Below are 18743 nucleotides of genomic sequence, written 5' to 3'. Positions count from 1 at the left end.
TTGACTGAATCCACGTCCAACGAGCCCGTGATCTCTGCCGTCGAGACGGTTCTCGACAACGGCAAGTTCGGGCAGCGCACGGTGAAGTTCGAGACCGGGCTGCTGGCCCGGCAGGCCGCCGGTGCGGTGACCGCCTACCTCGACGACGACACCATGCTGCTGTCGGCCACCACGGCCGGCAAGCACCCCAAGGACCACTTCGACTTCTTCCCCCTGACGATCGACGTCGAGGAGCGGATGTACGCCGCGGGCAAGATCCCCGGCTCGTTCTTCCGCTCCGAGGGCCGGCCGGGCGAGGACGCGATCCTCACCTGCCGCCTGATCGACCGCCCGCTGCGCCCGACCTTCAAGAAGGGTCTGCGCAACGAGGTCCAGGTCGTCATCACCGTGATGGCGCTCGACCCGAACGTGCCCTACGACGTCCTCGCGATCAACGCCGCGTCGATCTCGACCCAGCTCTCCGGCCTGCCGTTCTCCGGCCCGGTCGGTGGCGTCCGCGTCGCCCTGATCGAGGGCCAGTGGGTCGCGTTCCCGACCCACAGCCAGCTCGAGGACGCCGTCTTCGACATGGTGGTGGCTGGCCGGGTCACCGAGACCGGTGACGTCGCGATCATGATGGTCGAGGCCGAGGCCACCGAGCAGACCTACACCCTGGTCCAGGGTGGCGTGCAGGCTCCGACCGAGGCGGTCGTCGCCGGCGGTCTGGACGCCGCGAAGCCGTTCATCAAGCAGCTGTGCGAGGCCCAGCAGGAGCTGGCCAACGTCGCCGCGAAGCCCGTCCAGGACTTCCCGATCTTCCTCGACTACGAGGACGACGTGTTCGCCGCCGTCGAGGCCGCCGCGAAGGCAGACCTCACCGCCGCGATGACGATCGGCGACAAGCAGGAGCGCGAGGCCAAGACCGACGAGCTCAAGGCGGCGCTGCTCGAGCAGCTCTCCGGCCAGTTCGAGGGTCGCGAGAAGGAGATCGGTGCGGCGTTCCGCTCGGTCAACAAGCAGGTCGTGCGCGAGCGCGTGCTGCGCGACAAGGTGCGCATCGACGGCCGCGGCCTCGCCGACATCCGTCCGCTGCACGCCGAGGTCGGCGTGATCCCGCGGGTGCACGGCTCCGCGCTGTTCGAGCGTGGCGAGACCCAGATCCTGGGCGTCACCACCCTCGACATGCTCAAGATGGAGCAGCAGCTCGACACGCTGTCGCCGGAGAAGCACCGGCGCTACATGCACAAGTACATCTTCCCGCCGTTCTCCACCGGCGAGACCGGCCGCGTCGGCTCCCCGAAGCGCCGCGAGGTCGGCCACGGTGCGCTCGCGCGCCGTGCGCTGCTCCCCGTGCTGCCGGACCGCGAGGAGTTCCCCTACGCGATCCGTCAGCTCTCCGAGGCCATGGGCTCCAACGGCTCCACCTCGATGGGCTCGGTCTGCGCCTCGACCCTCGCGCTGCTCCAGGCGGGTGTGCCGCTCAAGGCGTCCGTCGCGGGCATCGCGATGGGCCTCATCTCCGGCGAGGTCGACGGCGAGACGCAGTACGTCGCGCTGACCGACATCCTCGGTGCCGAGGACGCCTTCGGCGACATGGACTTCAAGGTCGCCGGCACCCGGGAGTTCGTCACCGCGCTCCAGCTCGACACCAAGCTCGACGGCATCCCGGCCGAGGTCCTCGCTGCGGCGCTGAACCAGGCCAAGGACGCCCGGATGACGATCCTCGACGTGATGGCCGAGGCCATCGACGCGCCCGAGGAGATGTCGGTCCACGCCCCGCGGATCATCACCATCAAGGTGCCCGTGGACAAGATCGGCGAGGTCATCGGCCCGAAGGGCAAGGTGATCAACCAGATCCAGGACGACACCGGTGCGTCGATCTCGATCGAGGACGACGGCACGATCTACATCGGTGCCACCAACGGCGAGGCCGCTGACGCCGCCCGGTCCGCGATCAACGCGATCGCGAACCCGACGATGCCGGAGGTCGGCGAGCGCTACCTGGGCACGGTCGTCAAGACGACCAACTTCGGTGCGTTCGTCTCGCTGATGCCGGGCAAGGACGGGCTGCTGCACATCAGCAAGCTGCGCGACCTCGCGGGCGGCAAGCGCGTCGACGCGGTCGAGGACGTCGTCTCCGTGGGCCAGAAGATCCAGGTCCAGATCGCCGAGATCGACGACCGCGGCAAGCTGTCGCTGGTCCCGTACGTCGAGAAGGACGAGGCTGGCGCCGACGACGCTGACAGCGCCGACGAAGGTGCGGAAGCCGCCGAGTGACCAACGCTTCATCGTCGACCCGCTCGAAGTCCGCTTCGGGCGGGTCGACGCCTTCTCAGACCAGGGCCCAGACCACCGCCACCCTCGTCACCGAGCGTGACGCCGCCGGCCAGGTGACCTCGCGGGTGCGTCGTACGACGCTGCGCAGCGGGCTGCGGATCATCACCGAGAAGCAGGCCGGCGTGCGTTCGGCCGCGATCGGTGTGTGGGTGGGGGTCGGCTCGCGCGACGAGTCGCCGGCGTTGCACGGCTGCTCGCACTTCCTCGAGCACCTGCTCTTCAAGGGCACCCCGGAGCGGTCCGCGCTGGACATCTCCGTGGCGCTGGACGCCGTGGGCGGGGAGTTCAACGCCTTCACCGCGAAGGAGTACACCTGCTTCCACGCGCGCGTCCTCGACGAGGACCTGCCTCTGGCCGTGGACGTGCTCGGCGACATGATCACGAGCTCGACGCTGGCGGCTGAGGACGTCGAGGCCGAGCGCGACGTCATCCTCGACGAGATCGCGATGCACGACGACGACCCCGACGACGTCGTCCACAACCTCTTCGCGACCCAGGCCTGGGGCGACACCCCGCTGGGCCGCTCGATCGCCGGCACCGAGGCGTCGATCGAGGCCCTGACGCGCGCCCAGGTCGAGCGCTTCTACCGGCGCCACTACCGGCCCGCGAACATCGTCGTCGCCGCCGCCGGCAACGTCGACCACAACGTCCTGGTCCGCCAGGTCCGCAAGGCGTTCGGCCGCAACGGCTGGCTGGACGTCGAGGAGGCCCCGGTGCCTCCGCGTCACGGAGGCCGCAAGCGGGTCCGGCCCGGCCAGATCGAGGCCACCCGCCCCTTCGAGCAGGTCAACCTGGTGCTCGGCATGGAGGGTCTGGCGCGTGACGACGACCGTCGGTTCGCGCTGGGGGTCCTCAACACGGCGCTGGGCGGCGGTACGTCGAGCCGGCTCTTCCAGGAGGTGCGCGAGCACCGCGGCCTGGCCTACTCGGTCTTCTCGTTCTCGTCCCACCACGCCGACTCCGGACTCGTGGGGGTCTCCGTGGGCTGCCTGCCCAACCGACTCGACGAGGTGCTCGCCGTGGTGCGGGACGAGCTGGCGAAGGTGGTGCACGACGGCATCACCGAGGAGGAGCTGGCCCGCGGCAAGGGTCAGCTGCGTGGCGGCCTGGTGCTCGGGCTCGAGGACTCCGCGTCGCGGATGTCCCGCATCGGCAAGGCCGAGCTGGTCCACGACGAGCTGCTCGGCATCGACGAGGTGATGCGGCGCATCGACGAGGTCACCGTCGAGCAGGTCCGCGACGTCGCCCGCGAGGTGTTCGGCCGTCCCGAGATCCTCGCGGTGGTCGGTCCCGCCTAGGGCTCCATGTCCTCGGCCTCGTCCTCGATCTCCTCGAGGAGGTCCTGCGCCCGGGCGGCCTGCGCCGCCAGCCGGAGGCTGGCGCCGGACGCCGCCGTGGTCGGGGCCTTCTCCGGCACGGGCGCTGGTGGCGCGGCGGACGGGTCGACGATCGGCGCCGACTGCGCACCCGCCACCATCTGACGCACCCTGGCGCCGACGTTGAGCGCGGCCGTCCGCAGGTCCTTGAGGGAGTCGGCGGTCATCTTCCCGAAGTAGGTGTGCTGCTTCAGCTTCGCCGGGTCGTCCTTCGAGGCGCCGCTCTTCTCCTTGACGTGGTGGGTCGAGAGCGTGCGCAGCGCCTCGACGTCGGCGTCCTTCGCGAGCGTCGCGGCATCGGTCTGGGTGATCATGCCGCCCTCGGCGAGGTGGGGGAGCGCGTCGACCATGCGGTCGGCGTACTTGCCCATCTTGAACGCGGCGTACCAGTGGTCGGCCTCGTGCCCGCCGTGCCCCTTGCCGTAGTGCTCGAAGTCCTTGAGCACGTCGCCCAGGTTGTCGGTGAACGCCTGGTACCACTCCTGGACGGGGATGATCGCCTCGACGTCGTGCCCGCGCTCGGCGCTGAGCTTCTTCTTGACCTGCATGCCCATCACGGCGTGCACCGTCGCGCCGCCGGTGCCGTAGACCTCGTTGGCGTAGAGCTGGGCCATCGAGAGCTCACCGGAGAGTCGCGAGACCAGCAGCTTGAGCCGCTCGGGGTCGGCGCCCTGCTTGCCCTGGGTGATCGACGTGCGCATCTCGGCGATCTGCGTGCGGAGCTCCTTGACCTGCAGGAGCTTGTCCTCGTAGAGCTTGTTGGCCGCACGCATCCGCAGCGCGCCCTGGAGGTAGGCCTTGTTGTCCTCGTCGTCCCACGAGGAGCCCTCGAGCTGCTTCTCCGTCAGCATCAGGTCCTCCTCGAGGTGGACCATCATGCCGACCAGCCGCTCCTCGAAGCCCTTGGCGCGCTTGCGGGCCGCGTCCAGGCGGGCCTTCTGCTCGGCCTGCTGCTTGGCATCGCTGATCCCCGAGATCGTCTGCACGACGTAGTCGTCCCAGTCGCCGTCGTCGGGCATGTAGCGGGCGACGTGGACCAAGGCCCAGATGTCCTGCTCGCGGTCGCGGGCGGCCGCGTCCTCGGCCTCGGGCTTCTCGGGGTTCTCCGACTTGACGGTGAAGGACTTCTGGTCCGCGGCGTCGGTCTTGCCGTGGATGAAGTCCATCGCGTAGACGTTGAGGTCGAAGACCGTGCCGGGGTCGAAGGTCAGGTCCATGAACTCGCGGAACGCCTCGTTGTAGGCCCGCACCCCGAGCTCGGAGTTGGCGCCGCCGGTCGACACGTCGACGTCGGAGGTGACGGTGTCGGCACCGACGGAGCCCTTGAAGTCGATCTGCTTGACGCCCGGGATCATCCGCTGCTGGGTGAGGCTGGACGCGAGCGCGGCGTTGCCCTCGAGCTGCCGGGCGCGCTCGTCGAGCTGCTTGCGGACCGCCTTCTGGGCCAGGGGCATGACGGCCTTGTGGACCTCGCCGCGGTACGACGTCAGCGCGGTCATCAGCATCAGGGAGAACTCGTGGGTGAAGCGCGGCACGACGTCGCCCGGCCACTTGTCGAAGACCAGGCACGACTTCGCCCGGAACCAGTCGGCCTCGAAGGCGCCGACCAGGATGTCGCGCAGCGGCCCCTTCGGCGAGGTCTGCTGCGCGAGGAAGCGGATGTTGACGTTGTTGCACTTCAACAGCTCGTCGAGGGTCTTCGGGTTCATGTTCATCTGGCCCGAGAGCTGTGGCTGCCGCTCGGCGTTCGCGGCGACGGGCTCGTCGCGCCCGAGCACCGGCATCGGCATCGGCGCCGCGGGCCCGACCGCCGGCTCCATCGCCGGGGCGACGTCCGCCGCCGCCGGCTCGGGGGTGGCGGTGTCCTTCTCGACCGAGGTGCTGGTCATGAGCGGTAGAGCTCCGCCATCGCGAGGCCGTAGCCCGACACCAGCTCGTCCATCGACGCCCCGGCGCAGGCCCGGGCGATGAGCGGGCTGAAGCGGGTCACGGCGTGGAAGATCATCGACAGCGGCCAGAGGACAACCTCGGTGACCAGCGGCTGGACCGAGACGGGTTGGAGATAGCGGAACACGACAGCCGAGACCGACTCGCCGAGCTCGAACCCCGTCAGCGGGAGGCTCGAGTTGACCATGTGCAGGAAGCGGGCCGTGGTCTCGACGGCGTCGGGCGCGACGTCGTACTCGAGGGCGACGATGTACTGCAGGACGGCCGGCAGGTCGTGCTCCGGGAGGAAGCACAGGTTGATGACCGCGACCTCGCCGCCGTCGGCGACCAGGGGGATCACCAGCTGCGCCGGGGCGAGGCCCTCGGCGGCGACGAGACGGTTGTCGATGTCGCCCGAGGCGAGCTCCTCACCCAGCAGGCCGAGGAGCTCGTACGCCGGGTCCTCCGCCGGATCGAGCGGTGCGGCGTCCACCGGCTACATCGACTCCATCTTGGACAGCTTCTTCTCGATCAGCTCCTGGCCCATCGGGGAGACGGCCTCCTCGCGGCTGACGTTGATCGAGCTCAGCAGCATGTAGGCGTCGAAGAGCTCCTTGTCGGACTCGCTCGCCCAGGTCATGTCGAGGCCGTTCTGGTCCTCGGCGGCGGTCTTGGTGTTGCCACCGACCGCCTTCTCCAGGAGCTGCCAGGTTCGCTGGTTGCCGTTGTCGTCGGCCCACAGCATCCGGTCGCGCATCTCCGAGGCGACGACGGCCGTGCTGGACGCCAGGCGGGCGACCTCGTTGGCCCGCTCGATCGCGGCGTTCCGGGCGTGGTGCTCGTCCGCGCCCTTCTCGCCGTCGGGGTGCTTCTTGTCCGACCGCTTGTTGGACTGGGTGGTCTTCGAGGCGGCCGACTTCTTCGCCTCACCGACGGTCTTGGTGGTGCCCTCGCCGACGATCACGTCGGCGTCGTCGCCGTTCGCGATCTTCTCGGCGATCCGGGTGCGGTTCTTGGCGTCCGAGATCTTCGCCGCGATCTTCCCGGCGGCGTACACGCCACCTGCGATGGCGGCGGCGATGCCGATGCCCCAACCGATCGGGTTGCTCACGATCAGCAGGGCGCCTGCGGCGATGCCGAGCACGCCGAGCGCGGTCTTCACGATGCCGACGCCGAGCTTGAACTTCTCGGCGCTCAGCACGGCCGGCTTCCAGGAGCTCTTGCCGCGCTCGCTGTACATCTCCTTCGAGCGGCCCCAGGCCAGGCGGCACAGCTTCTGGACGGCCTTGCCGCTGCGCCACAGGCCCTGCGCGGTCTGGAGCGAGCCGACGGCGACACCGAGGCCGCCGGCGGCAACGCCGAGCGTGGCGTTGCCGGCACCCGCCGCCATCGACTTCGCGACGTTGGCGCTGCCCGCGCTCGCCAGGTAGCCCATCTCGACGCCGCCCTTGGCCATGCTCGCGGCGCCCGTGAGGGCCTGCATGCCCTGGTTCTTGCCCTTGCGGCCGGCGAGGTTCCACATGCCGGCGTCGCCGTAGTCGGCGGCCTCCGCCGCCATGTCGTCGGCGTTGTTGAGCCCCATCATCGCGTCGGCCGTCGTCAGCAGGCCCGCCGCGCCACCGGTGAGGCCGCCGAGCATCGGGGCGGCGGCGGAGCCGAACTGCCCGGCCGCGCCCGCACCACCGACGACACCGCCGACGATGCCGCCCTTGGCGCCCTCCGCCGCGGTCGAGGGCAGGGCGCCGCCCTTGCCCTTGAACCCCGGTGGCGGCGACGGCGCGGCCGCGGGCTTGGCGGCGGCAGCGGGTGCCGGGGCCGGGGCCTGGGCGGGCTTCTTCTTGCCGAAGATGGAGTCGAAGATGCCGCGCCGCACCGTGTGGGTGGTGGCCACGCTGCGCACGATCGCCGCGTGCGCCCTCGGCGAGACGCCGGGAGCGACCGTGCGCGCGGCGCCGCCGTCCGGCTGCAGGGTGTGCGCGAGCTCGTGGGCGAGGACCTTGTCGCCCTGGGCGGTGTTGGGCGCGTAGGCGCCCTGGCCGAAGAAGATGTCCTTGCCGGTCGTGAACGCCGTCGCCGAGACCGCGCTGTTGAGCTTCGCGGACTGGGAGTCGTCGTGGATGCGCACGGACGAGAAGCTGGTGTTGAACGCGGTCTCCATGCGCCGGCGTACGTCGGCGTCGAGCGCGCGTCCGGAGCCGCGCCGGGACTCGATCGCGTCGGAGGTGCCGGAGTCGAGGGCGCCGCCCTCGTAGCCCACGACGGGGGCGCCGCTCGGCGGCGCTGCGCTGCGGCGTACCTCGCCCCGGGAGATGGTGCTGTGGTCGCAGCCCGGGCCGTGGGTGTGGGTCTCACCCTCGAGCCGGCGCAGGCGGGACAGGGCGCTGTCGGCCCTCGCATCCGCGTCGGACTCGGCGCGATCCTCGGCGTGCCCGACCATGAGCGGCACGGGTGCGACCGCGGCGCCGACGGGCTCGACGGGCGCGGGCTGCGGGGCGGGCTGCTCCACATCCGGGGTCGCGTGGCTGGGACCGGTCACGATCGGATTGTCCACCCCCCGGGCGCCCGCCGTCTGCCGAACGGCACCGCCGGATCGGATTGGCCCACTGGTCAAGACCGGGCGGGGAGACCGGCGGGTGGCCGGCGGCCGAGCTTCAGGTGCTCGCGGTGCACGGCGTCGATGACGTGGCGCATGCCGAGCGGGGCGCCTTCGGCGACGGAGGCGTAGACGGCGGTGAGGACCATGTTGCGGATGTCGCCACCGGCGAGCTCGACCGCGCCGGCGAGCCGCTCGACGTCGACGGGGTCGTCGGGGTCGGTCGTGAGGCTCTCGAGGTGGTGGGTCCACAACCGCTGGCGAGTCGGTTCGTCGGGTTCGGGGAACGCGACCATGAAGTGCAGCCGGCGGGCGAACGCCGGGTCGATGTTGCCGCGCAGGTTGCTCGCCAGCACGGTGATGCCGTCGAACTGCTCCATCCGCTGGAGCAGGTAGGCGATCTCCTGGTTGGCGTAGCGGTCCTTGGCGTCCTTCACCTCGGAGCGGGAGCCGAAGAGCGCATCTGCCTCGTCGAAGAACAGCACCGCGTTGGTGGCCTCGGCCTCGACGAAGACCCGCTCGAGGTTCTTCTCGGTCTCGCCGATGTACTTGTCCACGATCGAGGACAGGTCGACCTGGTAGAGGTCCATCCCCAGGGAGTCGGCCACCACGTGCGCGGCCAGCGTCTTGCCGGTCCCCGGTGGACCGGAGAAGAGGGCGCAGATGCCGATGCCCTTGCCCCCCTTGCCGTGCAGCGGGCCCATCGCCGTGACCTCGTCGCGGTAGCGCGCCCAGTCGAGCAGCCGCTGGACCTCGCTGAGAGCGGCCGCCGGCAGCACCAGGTCGTCGAGCGTGACCGAGGAGCCGGCGTTCGCCCGCACGCTGCGACCGCGACTCAGCTCGCGAGCCGAGTGGCGCACCCGCTCGGCGGACACGCCGTTCTCGCCGTGGAGCGTGGCGGTCGTGGTCGCGTGCCGGCCGACGATCGCGATCTGCTCGGGCGACAGCGGCATGCCGCTGACCTCGCGGCTGGCCGCCGCATCGCCCAGCACCGGCGCCCAGAGTTCCTGGCGCTCCGCGACCGAGAGGCGCGGCGCGTGCACGGTCAGGGGCAGGTCCGCCGGCCACAACGGGTCCCACGGCTCGGCGCTGACGGCGACGATCGGCACCGCCGAGCGGGCGTAGACGTCGGCGCGGGCACGCTCCGCACCCACGAGCACGACGACGCTGCCCGCCAGGCCGCCCTCCAGCAGGATCTCCAGCACCGCCTGGTCGACCGGCGTGGCCGGGTCGAGGCGAGCCAGGTCGGCGACCACGTGCGCGACCCCCAGCCGGCGACACGCGGCGGTGGCCATGGCGGCACCGGCACCGGCGCCGGGTGCGTGCACCCACACCAGCCGCTGCCCGGAGCCGAGCGCGGTCGCCACCAGCTCGGTGCCCTCGACATCGACCGGTACGGCGTCGAGCAGGAGCGTCAGCAGTCGTTGGGGCGGCAGCTCGTCGCCGGAGAGGTGGGCCACGACCCGGTCGGCCACCACCACCCGTCGGCTGAGCAGGACGTCGGTGCCCGAGGTGTCGACCAGGCCGTAGTGGACCAGTGGCGACCGCGGCCCGAGGTGGGCGCGGGCGGCGCGGACGTCGGCGGGCAGTCCGGCGACCTCGAGGGCGATGGCCACGCTCGGCCGGGCCGGGCCGGCGTCACCGGACAGCAGGCCCAGCAGCAGGTGGCCGCTGACGCTCTGGTCGGCCAGGGAGGCGACCTCGAGGATCGCGGCGTCGGTGGGGGAGAGCCCGAACTGGTGGGCGATGGTGCCCAGTGCGGCCTCGAGGTCGACGTCGGGGGTCTCCGGGGCGACCGCGGCCAGTGCGGCCTCCGCGGTGGCGGCCGACGTCCAGCCCGCGTCGGCGCGCCGCGCCACGGCGTTCGCCAACCGGACCGCGAGCGTCTCCACGTCCGTCAGGATTCCACGCCTCCCGGGTCAGCGCAGCAGAAGTACGACGCCGGCGCAGGCACACGCCCAGAGCACGCTCGTGAACGTGCCGATGATGAAGCGCTCCGCGGCACCGGTGGGCGCGCCGCCCGTCTCGGCCGCCCGCAGCTCGGGGTAGCGGCCGAGGCCCTTGAGGGCGAGCACGAGCGCGAGCCCCTCGGGCCAGCCCGCGACCAGGGTCGCGAAGATCGTCACCCGTTCGAGCGCCCCGATCCAGGTGCCACCGCGCAGGACCTGGCCGGCCCGCCTGAGCGAGTCGGCGGGGGGCTCCTGTCGATCGACCAGGTCGAAGACGAGCGCGGTCAGCGGCCCGCCGCCCGCGACGGCGAGTGCCCCGGCCAGTGCGGCCAGGGCCGTCGTCGCCCCGCTGCTCTCGACCACGACCTGCTCGGGGACGGCCGCGACCAGGAGCGCCGCGATGAGCACGGCGAGCGTCGCCGGCGCCCAGATGCGGCGTCCGGGCGCCGTCCACGCCGGCAGGCTGGTGGCCACGCCGAAGCCCAGCAGCACGAGCGTCAGGGCGCCCCAGTTCTCAGGAGTCATGGCTCTCGGGGGTCATCGGACCCTCCCTTCCCGATCAGGTGGTGCGTGAGCCCGGTGACGAGCTCGTGGGCGCGGCGGCCCTCGACGATGCCGGCGGCCTGGGCGCGCTGGCTCACGGCGGACTGGCTGATGCCCAGCCGGTCCCCGACCTCGGCGTACGACCGGCCCTCCGCGACCAGGTCGGCGACCTCCCAGCCGCGGGTGCTCCGGCGCGCCAGCACGGCCGCCCACAACCAGATCGTGGTCTCGAGCGCCCGGGCCGCCGGGTCGTCGCCGACGACCCGCGTGTGCCAGGGGCTGGTCTTGGCGGCGGTCACCGCGCTGCGCGCGTGGAGGTACGCCGGGCCGCGTCCTGCGCGGGCATGGTCGGGGAGCGGCTCCTCGACCACGCCGACCCCTACCCCGATGTTCCAGGCGTCGGCGCGCAGCAGCCGCTCGATCGTGTCGGCGACGGCGGTGCCGTCGTCGAGGACGCCCTGGAACTCGTCGCCGACGGTGCGCTCGAAGCCGACCCGGGTCGGCACGCCGGTGAGCCCGGCGAGCATCTCGGGGATCCGGTCCGGGCCGGTCCTGCTCCCGCGCTGGTCGACGGTCAGGACCACGACGGGGGTGGTCATGACTCCGAGGCTAGTTCAGGGAAAAACCTTATGCAAGACAGATGAAGGCTATTTCCTTATCGACGGCCGATGATGCCGACGACCGGCGGCGCCTTCTGGTCCACGACGGAGACCCGGAACCCGCCCTCCTGGAGCGCGGACGACGCCTTGCGCACGATGTTGGGCACCAGCTCGGGCCGGTTGGCGTCGAAGAAGAGGTAGACCGCGCCACCGGGCAGCACCCGCTCGTGCAGCAGTGCGACCTCGTCGGCGCACGAGCGGATCCAGAACAGGTTGACGTTGAACGCGAAGACCTTGTGCAGCCGCTTCACCGGCACCCGGAGGGTCGCGAGGTCGATCTGGCGCACGGTCAGGCGACCCGTCTCGACGAAGCGCGCCCCGCGGCGCTTGGTGCGGTCGACGCCGGACTCCGAGCGGTCGATCGCGAACACCTTGCCGGTCTCGAGCTTCTCGCAGATCGCCTCGGCGCCGAAACCGGGGCCGCAGCCGATCTCCAGGACGTGGTCGGCGGGCTGGACATCCATCAGGTCCACCGCCCACCGGATCCGTGGGGGGATCGTCTGTACCGACATGCCCCCCAGCCTGCCAGACGGTCGCCGCCGAGTCAGGCACCGCCGAGCCGGAAGAGAGGTCCCGGTAGGTTGGCGCCCGTGATCAAGGTGGGCGTGCTCGGCGCACGAGGACGGGTCGGCAGCGAGGTGTGCCGCGGGGTCGAGGAGGCCGACGGGCTGGAGCTCGTGGCGGCGATCGACGCCGGCGACGACATCGGCGGGCTGGTGACCGCGGGTGCCGAGGCGGTCGTCGACTTCACGCACCCCGACGCGGTGATGGACAACCTCGAGTTCTGCATCGACCACGGCATCCACGCGGTCGTCGGCACGACCGGCTTCGACGACGCCCGACTCGACACGCTGCGCGGCTGGCTGGCCGACGCCCCGGCGACCGGCGTGCTGATCGCCCCCAACTTCTCGATCGGCGCGATCCTGATGATGCGCTTCGCGGTGGCGGCAGCGCCCTACTACGAGTCGGTCGAGGTCATCGAGCTGCACCACCCGACCAAGGCTGACGCGCCCTCCGGCACGGCCCGTCGTACGGCGGAGCTGATCGCCGCCGCGCGCCGGGAGGCCGGCCTCGGCCCGGTCCCGGACGCCACGAGCACCGGCCTCGACGGCGCCCGCGGCGCCGACGTCGACGGGATCCGGGTCCACGGGCTGCGGATCCGCGGCCTGGTCGCCCACCAGGAGGTGCTGCTCGGCGGCCCGGGGGAGACCCTGACCATCCGGCACGACTCGCTCGACCGCGCGTCGTTCGTGCCGGGCGTGCTCACCGGGCTGCGCGCGATCGCCGACCACCCGGGCCTCACGGTCGGGCTCGAGCACTTCCTGGACATCGACTGAGGTTCAGGTTCCTGCATTGCAGGAACCTGCGCGTACCCCCGCGTTCCCACCTTCGTTGAGAGCGGCAAGGCTGCGGTCCACGTAGCCCTCCTCAACGACGAGAAGGACCTCTCATGCGCACGATCTCGGGACTGGCCGCCACCGCGGCCCTGGCCATCGTGGCCGTCGGCACGCACGCGGCAGGAGCCTCGGCCGCCCCTGCCTCACTGGAGACGGAGGCCGGGACCTACAAGGTCGTCGGCGTCATCACCGACGCCGACGGCACCACGCACACGCGCATGGTGCGCAGCTACGACGGGCTGCCGGTCATCGGCGGCGACCGCGTCGTGCACCGTGGCCCCGCCGGCGCCGTCCGGGGCGTGAGCCAGACCCTCGAGACCCCGCTGAACGTGGCGACCACCCCGCTGGTCGCCGCCTCGTCCGCGGCCTCGACGGCGCTCGCCAAGGCGCCCGCGACCCGTGACATCACCGGCGCCAAGGCGGACTCCTCCCGCCTGGTCGTGGACGCCACGTCCGGCACCGGCCGCCTCGCGTGGGAGGTCATCTCCGGCGGCACCCAGGACGACGGCACGCCGAGCCGGCTGGCGACGTACGTCGACGCCCGCACCGGCAAGGTGCTGTGGCGCGAGCAGCAGATCGAGACCATCGACGGCTCCGGCCAGACGCTGTGGTCGGGCACCGTGCCGCTCAGCGTCACCAAGTCGGGCACGACCTACCAGCTCAAGAACGACGGCGTGCGGGGCAACACCTACACGACCGACATGAACGGCAAGTCCGACTCCTATGGCTGCCAGCTGTTCGGGATCGGCTGCTCGGCCGGCACGCTGATCACCTCGACCAGCACCGTGTTCGGCAACGGCCTCAACAGCAACCGGGCGAGCGCCGGCGCCGACGCGCAGTACGGCAGCAACGAGACCTGGGACTTCTACAAGACCACCTTCAACCGCGACGGCATCTTCGGCACCGGCGCGGGCTCCTACAACCGGGTCCACTACGGCAAGAACTACGTCAACGCCTTCTGGGACGGCACCAAGATGACGTACGGCGACGGTGACGGCACCAACTATGGTCCGCTGGTCTCCCTCGACGTGGCCGGCCACGAGATGAGCCACGGCGTCACCGAGAACTCCGCCAACCTCACCTACTCCGGTGAGTCCGGAGGCCTCAACGAGGCCACCTCGGACATCTTCGGCACGATGGTCGAGTTCTTCGCGAACAACGCCAAGGACCCGGGTGACTACCTGATCGGCGAGCAGTTCGACCTGAAGAAGCACCTGGGCCTGCGGCGGATGGACAACCCGGCCTCCGACGGCTCCTCGCTCAACTGCTGGTCCTCGACCGCGGGCAACGCGGACGTCCACTACTCCTCGGGCATCGGCAACCACTTCTTCTACCTGCTGGCCGAGGGGTCGGGCGCGAAGACCATCAACGGGGTCTCGTACAACAGCCCGACCTGCAACGGCTCCACCGTCAGCGGCATCGGTCGCGACGACGCGGCCAAGATCTGGTACCGCGCACTGACGGTCTACATGACCTCCAGCACCGACTACCACGGTGCCCGGACGGCAAGCCTGAACGCTGCTCGCGACCTGTTCACCCAGGGCAGTGTTCAGTACAACGCGGTCGCCACGGCCTGGAGTGCTGTCGGCGTGAGCTGACCCTCTGGGAGACCGCGAGCGGGCCCGTGCCGACCTGGTCGGTGCGGGCCTTGCTGTGTCCAGGGCTCGACCCTGGATTTCGACGCGCCCGTCGCGACCTCGTTCCTCGGTCGCGGGGCTTGCTCAATCTCCCCGTCGGACGCCGTGACCGACTGCGTCGGTCACGGCTCGACGGTGACCTTGATGGCTTCGCCCTTCTTGACGATGTCGAAGGCGGAGAGCACGTCGTCGAGCGGGACGTGGCGCGTGATCAGGTCCTTGACCGGGACCTGGCCGGACGAGATGTACTCCAGCGCCCGCTTGTTGTGCTCGGGGGCCGAGCCGTTGGCGCCGTGGATGTGCAGCTGGCGGTAGTGCACCAGGTTGGAGTCGCACTTGATGAACGGGTCGTTCTTCGGCAGTCCGCCGAAGAACGAGATGCGGCCGTTGCGCGCCGCCATCGAGATGGCCTGCTCCTGGGTGACGTTCGCGGCGGTGGCGGTGATCACGACGTCCGCGCCGCGGCCTCCGGTCAGCTCCATGACCCGCTCGACGACGTCGACCTCGGCGCCGTTGATGACCTCGTCCGGCTTCACGGCGTCGGCCGACATCGCGAGCCGCTCGGCGTTGACGTCGACGAGGTAGATGGCACCGGCCTGGTGCACGCCGCGTGCGATCCGGATGTGCATGCAGCCGATCGGGCCCGCGCCGAAGACGACGACCGTGTCGCCGGCCTCGATGCCGAGCAGCTCCTGGGCGTTGATCGCGCAGGCGAACGGCTCGGCGGCCGACGCCTCGTCGTACCCGACGTTGTCGGGGATCTGGTTGAGGCCGTCGACCTTGAGGACCTGGCGGGGCACGATCATGTACTCGGCGAAGCCGCCGTCGTACTGGTAGCCGACCGAGGTCTGGTTCTGGCAGACCGCCATCCAGCCCTTGCGGCACTCGTGGCACTCGCCGCAGGGGACCGCGGCGATCACCTGGGCCCGGTCGCCGACCTGCCAGTCACTGCCGTACGTCGCGTTGACGTCGGCGCCGACCTCGACGACCTCGCCGGCGATCTCGTGGCCGATGGTGCGCGGGGGAGTGAGGTTCTGGTGGCCGTTGTGGAAGATCTTCACGTCCGTGCCGCAGGTCGAGCAGTTGCGCACGCGCAGCTTGACCTCGTCGGGCCCGCAGACGGGCTCGGGCACGTCCTCGAGGCGGACGTCCTCGGGGGCGTAGAAGCGCAGGGCCTTCATCGGTCTCTCCTCCAGGGGCTCGGTTCGACGCTCGACTGTAGCGCATTTATGTGGGGATAGGCCCGGTCATGTTGGTTTGAACCCTTGACTCGGGCAATTCCGGCGGCATATAAACACATTCAAAGATTCTGGTGACCGGCATCACAGCGCGCCGGTCCGTCGAGAGAAGGTGCGATGACCACCACGGCAGCTCCGGAGACTCCGACCCGTCAGCGGGTGAGTGCGCGGGTTCACGTCCAACGTGTCGGGACGTTCCTGTCGAACATGATCATGCCCAACATCGGCGCGATCATCGCGTGGGGCCTGATCACGGCGTTCTTCATCCCCGACGGGTGGATCCCGAACGAGAAGATCGCGACGATGGTCGGCCCGACCATCTACTACCTCCTGCCGATCCTGATCGCCTACACCGGCGGCAAGCTCGTCTACGAGACCCGCGGCGGCGTCGTGGGCGCCATGTCCGTGATGGGCGTGATCATGGCGACGAGCGACCCGATCTTCCTCGGGGACAACGGCACCGGCTCGCCGATGTTCCTGGGCGCGATGATCATGGGCCCGCTCACTGCCTGGGGCATGAAGCGCCTCGACGCACTGTGGAGCCACCGGATCAAGCCAGGCTTCGAGATGCTCGTCAACAACTTCTCGGCCGGCATCTTCGCCGGCCTGATGGCAATCGCGAGCATGTTCCTACTCGCGCCCGTGCTCCGCCAGGTCATCGAGTGGCTCGGCGACGCGGTCAACTTCCTGGTCGACCACGACTTGCTGCCCTTCACCTCGGTCTTCATCGAGCCGGCGAAGGTGCTCTTCCTCAACAACGCGATCAATCACGGCGTGCTCACCCCGCTCGGCATCCAGGAGGCCGCGGACAAGGGTCAGTCGGTGCTGTTCCTGCTCGAGGCGAACCCCGGCCCCGGTCTCGGCCTGCTGATGGCGTACACCGTCTTCGGACGCGGCATCGCCAAGGCGTCCGCGCCGGGTGCTGCGGTCATCCAGTTCTTCGGCGGCATCCACGAGGTCTACTTCCCGTACGTGCTGATGAAGCCGAAGATGATCCTCGCGACCATCGCGGGCGGCATGACGGGCGTCTTCCTGCTGACCCTCTTCGATGTCGGCCTGCGCGCCCCGGCCGCACCCGGCTCGATCATCGCGGTCTACGCCCAGACCCCGGGCGGCGACTTCGCCGGGATCACCATCGGTGTCTTCGGCGCCGCGCTTGTCTCATTCCTGGTCGGCTCGCTGCTCCTCAAGACCGACCGGTCCACGGACGAGGGCGACCTCGTCGGTGCCACCGGCGCGATGGAGGGCATGAAGGGCAAGAGCTCGGTCGCCTCCGCGATCCTCACCGGCAACGCTGTCGGCGCGGGCCGGGTCCGCTCGATCGTCTTCGCCTGCGACGCCGGCATGGGCTCCTCCGCGATGGGCGCCTCGGTGCTGCGCAAGAAGGTCCACGACGCCGGCTTCACCGACGTCACGGTCGTCAACCAGGCGATCGCCAACCTGCGCGACGACCACGACATCGTGGTGACCCACGAGGACCTCACCGATCGGGCCCGGCAGCAGACTCCGTCGGCGGTCCACGTCTCGGTCGAGAACTTCATGGCCAGCCCGAGGTACGACGAGGTCGTCGAGCTGGTCCGGGCCCGCAACGCGATCGCCGGGACGGCGCCTGCGGCGGCGACCGAGCCTGTCGCCGAGTCGGGTGACGGCGCCGGTCTGCTGGCCGAGGAGGCGATCGTCCTCGACGGTGGCGCGGCCACCCGCGACGAGGCGATCACCCGGGCCGGCGAGCTGCTGGTCGCGGCCGGGGCCGTCGACGCGTCGTACGTCGCGGCCATGCACGAGCGGGAGCGGTCGGTGTCCACGGCGATGGGCAACCTCCTCGCCATCCCGCACGGCACCAACGAGGCCAAGGGCGACGTACGGCGCACCGCGCTCTCCTTCGTGCGCTACCCGGACGGCATCGACTGGAACGGTCGCGAGGTCAAGTACGTCGTGGCGGTCGCCGCCCTCGGCAACGAGCACCTCAAGCTGATGGCTCGCCTGGCGCAGGTCTTCACCGACCCCGACCAGGTGCGCCGCCTCGACACGGCCAACTCGCCGGTCGACGTGCTCGAGGTGCTCGGGGAGGTCCAGCCCGTCTGACCTGGAGCACCTAGAGCAGACGGACCAGCGCCGCGGCCAGCGCGGCGCCGGACACCACGACGAGGAAGGGCGCCCGCAGCAGGAGCAGGACCACGGCGACCCCGAGGCCGAGGGCACGAGCATCGATCCCGAGCTCGTGCCCTCGGCTGAAGACCTGCACGGCGATCAGGGCCGAGAGCAGGGCGACCGGGATGTAGTCGGCGACCCGCTCGACCAGCGGCCGCTCCAGCACCCGAGGCGGCACGGACAGACCGGCCAGCTTGAGCAGGTAGCAGCCGACGCCCGTGATCGCCATGGCCACCCAGATCACGGCTGCTGCTCCTGCGGCTGGTCCTTCGTGAGGATCCCGGCGAGCAGGGCGACGGCGGCCGCCGCCAGGACGGGTACGCCGGCGGGCACGATCGGCACCGCCCCGAGCGCGACCGCGGCGGCGACCACGGCGACCACCTGGTTGCGTCGGCTGTGCAGCCGTGGCCAGAGCAGGGCGAGGAACGCGGCGCCCACCGCCGCGTCGAGGCCGTAGGTGCGCGGGTCCCCGATCGCGTTGCCGGCGACCGCGCCCGCGCAGGTGGCGACGTTCCAGAGCACGAAGACCGAGACGCCGGTCGTCAGGAAGCCGAGCCGTGCGGCCGGGGTCGTCTCGCGGGTCACCGACATCGCGGTCGACTCGTCGATGAGCACGTGCGCCGCGAGTGCCCGGCGCCACCCGCGCCACTGCAGCATGGGAGCGAGGCGCAGGCCGTAGAGGGTGTTGCGGGTGCCGAGCAGCATGGCGCTGAGGGCCCCGGAGATCGGCGCGCCCCCGGTGGCGATCACGCCGACCAGGGCGAACTGGCTGGCGCCGGTGAAGACCAGCAGCGACAGGGCGCAGGTCTGCGCCACCGAGAGCCCGGCGGCTACGGAGACCGCGCCGAAGCCCACGCCGTACGCGCCGGTGGCGACGCCCACGCCGAGGCTGTCGCGGATGATCGAGGAGCGCTCGCGCGGGTCGAGCGTGGCTTCGGTCACCCCGGAGAGGCTAGTG

The 18743-nt window shown here is 70.8% G+C and carries 15 protein-coding genes; 5 read left to right on the top strand and 10 right to left on the bottom strand.

The window, feature by feature from the left end; genetic code table 11:
• Both ASC77_RS04005 and ASC77_RS04000 read left to right on the top strand, forming a co-directional pair.
• Complete coding sequence (locus ASC77_RS04005; protein ID WP_414813156.1) at window positions 1–2256, top strand: polyribonucleotide nucleotidyltransferase; 2256 nt, start codon at window positions 1–3, stop codon at window positions 2254–2256.
• Window positions 2253–3614: a M16 family metallopeptidase gene (locus ASC77_RS04000; RefSeq protein ID WP_056149023.1), complete on the top strand. Its 1362-nt coding sequence runs from the start codon at window positions 2253–2255 to the stop codon at window positions 3612–3614. The genes ASC77_RS04005 and ASC77_RS04000 overlap by 4 nt, the downstream gene beginning before the upstream one ends.
• On the opposite strand, the gene ASC77_RS03995 is transcribed toward ASC77_RS04000, so the two are convergent.
• The 7 genes from ASC77_RS03995 to ASC77_RS03965 form a co-directional block, all read right to left on the bottom strand.
• Window positions 3611–5581 carry a hypothetical protein gene (locus ASC77_RS03995; RefSeq protein ID WP_056149020.1) on the bottom strand — a complete coding sequence of 657 codons (1971 nt, stop codon included), beginning with the start codon at window positions 5579–5581 and terminating at the stop codon, window positions 3611–3613. The genes ASC77_RS04000 and ASC77_RS03995 overlap by 4 nt on opposite strands.
• Window positions 5578–6111 carry a hypothetical protein gene (locus ASC77_RS03990; RefSeq protein WP_056149018.1) on the bottom strand — a complete coding sequence of 178 codons (534 nt, stop codon included), beginning with the start codon at window positions 6109–6111 and terminating at the stop codon, window positions 5578–5580. The genes ASC77_RS03995 and ASC77_RS03990 overlap by 4 nt, the downstream gene beginning before the upstream one ends.
• Window positions 6112–6114: 3 nt before the next feature.
• Entirely contained in the window at window positions 6115–8154 is a 2040-nt protein-coding gene (locus ASC77_RS03985; protein WP_156390907.1) for a DUF4157 domain-containing protein, read from the bottom strand.
• A 71-nt stretch (window positions 8155–8225) separates the two neighbouring features.
• The gene (locus ASC77_RS03980) at window positions 8226–10103 is read right to left on the bottom strand and encodes an ATP-binding protein (RefSeq protein ID WP_056149015.1); all 1878 of its coding nucleotides are present in this window, start codon (window positions 10101–10103) and stop codon (window positions 8226–8228) included.
• Window positions 10104–10130: 27 nt separating this feature from the next.
• Window positions 10131–10685 (bottom strand): hypothetical protein, encoded by a 555-nt coding sequence (locus ASC77_RS03975; protein WP_056149013.1) that lies wholly within the window; start codon window positions 10683–10685, stop codon window positions 10131–10133.
• Window positions 10682–11302, bottom strand: a complete 621-nt coding sequence (locus ASC77_RS03970; protein ID WP_235547439.1) for a SatD family protein — start codon at window positions 11300–11302, stop codon at window positions 10682–10684. The genes ASC77_RS03975 and ASC77_RS03970 overlap by 4 nt, the downstream gene beginning before the upstream one ends.
• Window positions 11303–11358: 56 nt before the next feature.
• Window positions 11359–11874, bottom strand: coding sequence for a class I SAM-dependent methyltransferase (locus tag ASC77_RS03965; protein ID WP_056149011.1), 516 nt, complete (start codon window positions 11872–11874; stop codon window positions 11359–11361).
• Window positions 11875–11952: 78 nt separating this feature from the next.
• Between ASC77_RS03965 and dapB the strand changes: the two genes are divergently transcribed.
• Both dapB and ASC77_RS03955 read left to right on the top strand, forming a co-directional pair.
• Entirely contained in the window at window positions 11953–12699 is a 747-nt protein-coding gene (dapB, locus tag ASC77_RS03960; RefSeq protein ID WP_056149009.1) for a 4-hydroxy-tetrahydrodipicolinate reductase, read from the top strand.
• A gap of 113 nt (window positions 12700–12812) precedes the next feature.
• A complete protein-coding gene (locus ASC77_RS03955; protein ID WP_056149007.1) occupies window positions 12813–14357 on the top strand; it encodes a M4 family metallopeptidase in 1545 nt (514 codons plus the stop codon).
• Window positions 14358–14518: 161 nt separating this feature from the next.
• Here the strand turns inward: ASC77_RS03955 and ASC77_RS03950 are convergent, their stop codons facing one another.
• Window positions 14519–15577, bottom strand: coding sequence for a zinc-dependent dehydrogenase (locus tag ASC77_RS03950; protein ID WP_056149006.1), 1059 nt, complete (start codon window positions 15575–15577; stop codon window positions 14519–14521).
• A gap of 174 nt (window positions 15578–15751) precedes the next feature.
• On the opposite strand from ASC77_RS03950, the gene ASC77_RS03945 reads away from it, so the two are divergent.
• Window positions 15752–17719, top strand: a complete 1968-nt coding sequence (locus ASC77_RS03945; RefSeq protein WP_056149003.1) for a PTS mannitol transporter subunit IICBA — start codon at window positions 15752–15754, stop codon at window positions 17717–17719.
• 10 nt (window positions 17720–17729) lie between these two features.
• Here ASC77_RS03945 and ASC77_RS03940 read toward each other — a convergent pair whose 3' ends face one another.
• Both ASC77_RS03940 and ASC77_RS03935 read right to left on the bottom strand, forming a co-directional pair.
• Window positions 17730–18029: an AzlD domain-containing protein gene (locus ASC77_RS03940; protein WP_200944881.1), complete on the bottom strand. Its 300-nt coding sequence runs from the start codon at window positions 18027–18029 to the stop codon at window positions 17730–17732.
• Window positions 18026–18727, bottom strand: coding sequence for an AzlC family ABC transporter permease (locus tag ASC77_RS03935; protein WP_056149000.1), 702 nt, complete (start codon window positions 18725–18727; stop codon window positions 18026–18028). The genes ASC77_RS03940 and ASC77_RS03935 overlap by 4 nt, the downstream gene beginning before the upstream one ends.
• Between the last annotated feature and the right edge of the window lie 16 nt (window positions 18728–18743).

It is taken from the genome of Nocardioides sp. Root1257 (assembly GCF_001425175.1).
Classification (GTDB): Bacteria; Actinomycetota; Actinomycetes; order Propionibacteriales; family Nocardioidaceae; genus Nocardioides.
Note: the sequence above shows the minus strand (reverse complement) of the source record. Positions and strands in the feature narration are given on the sequence as shown.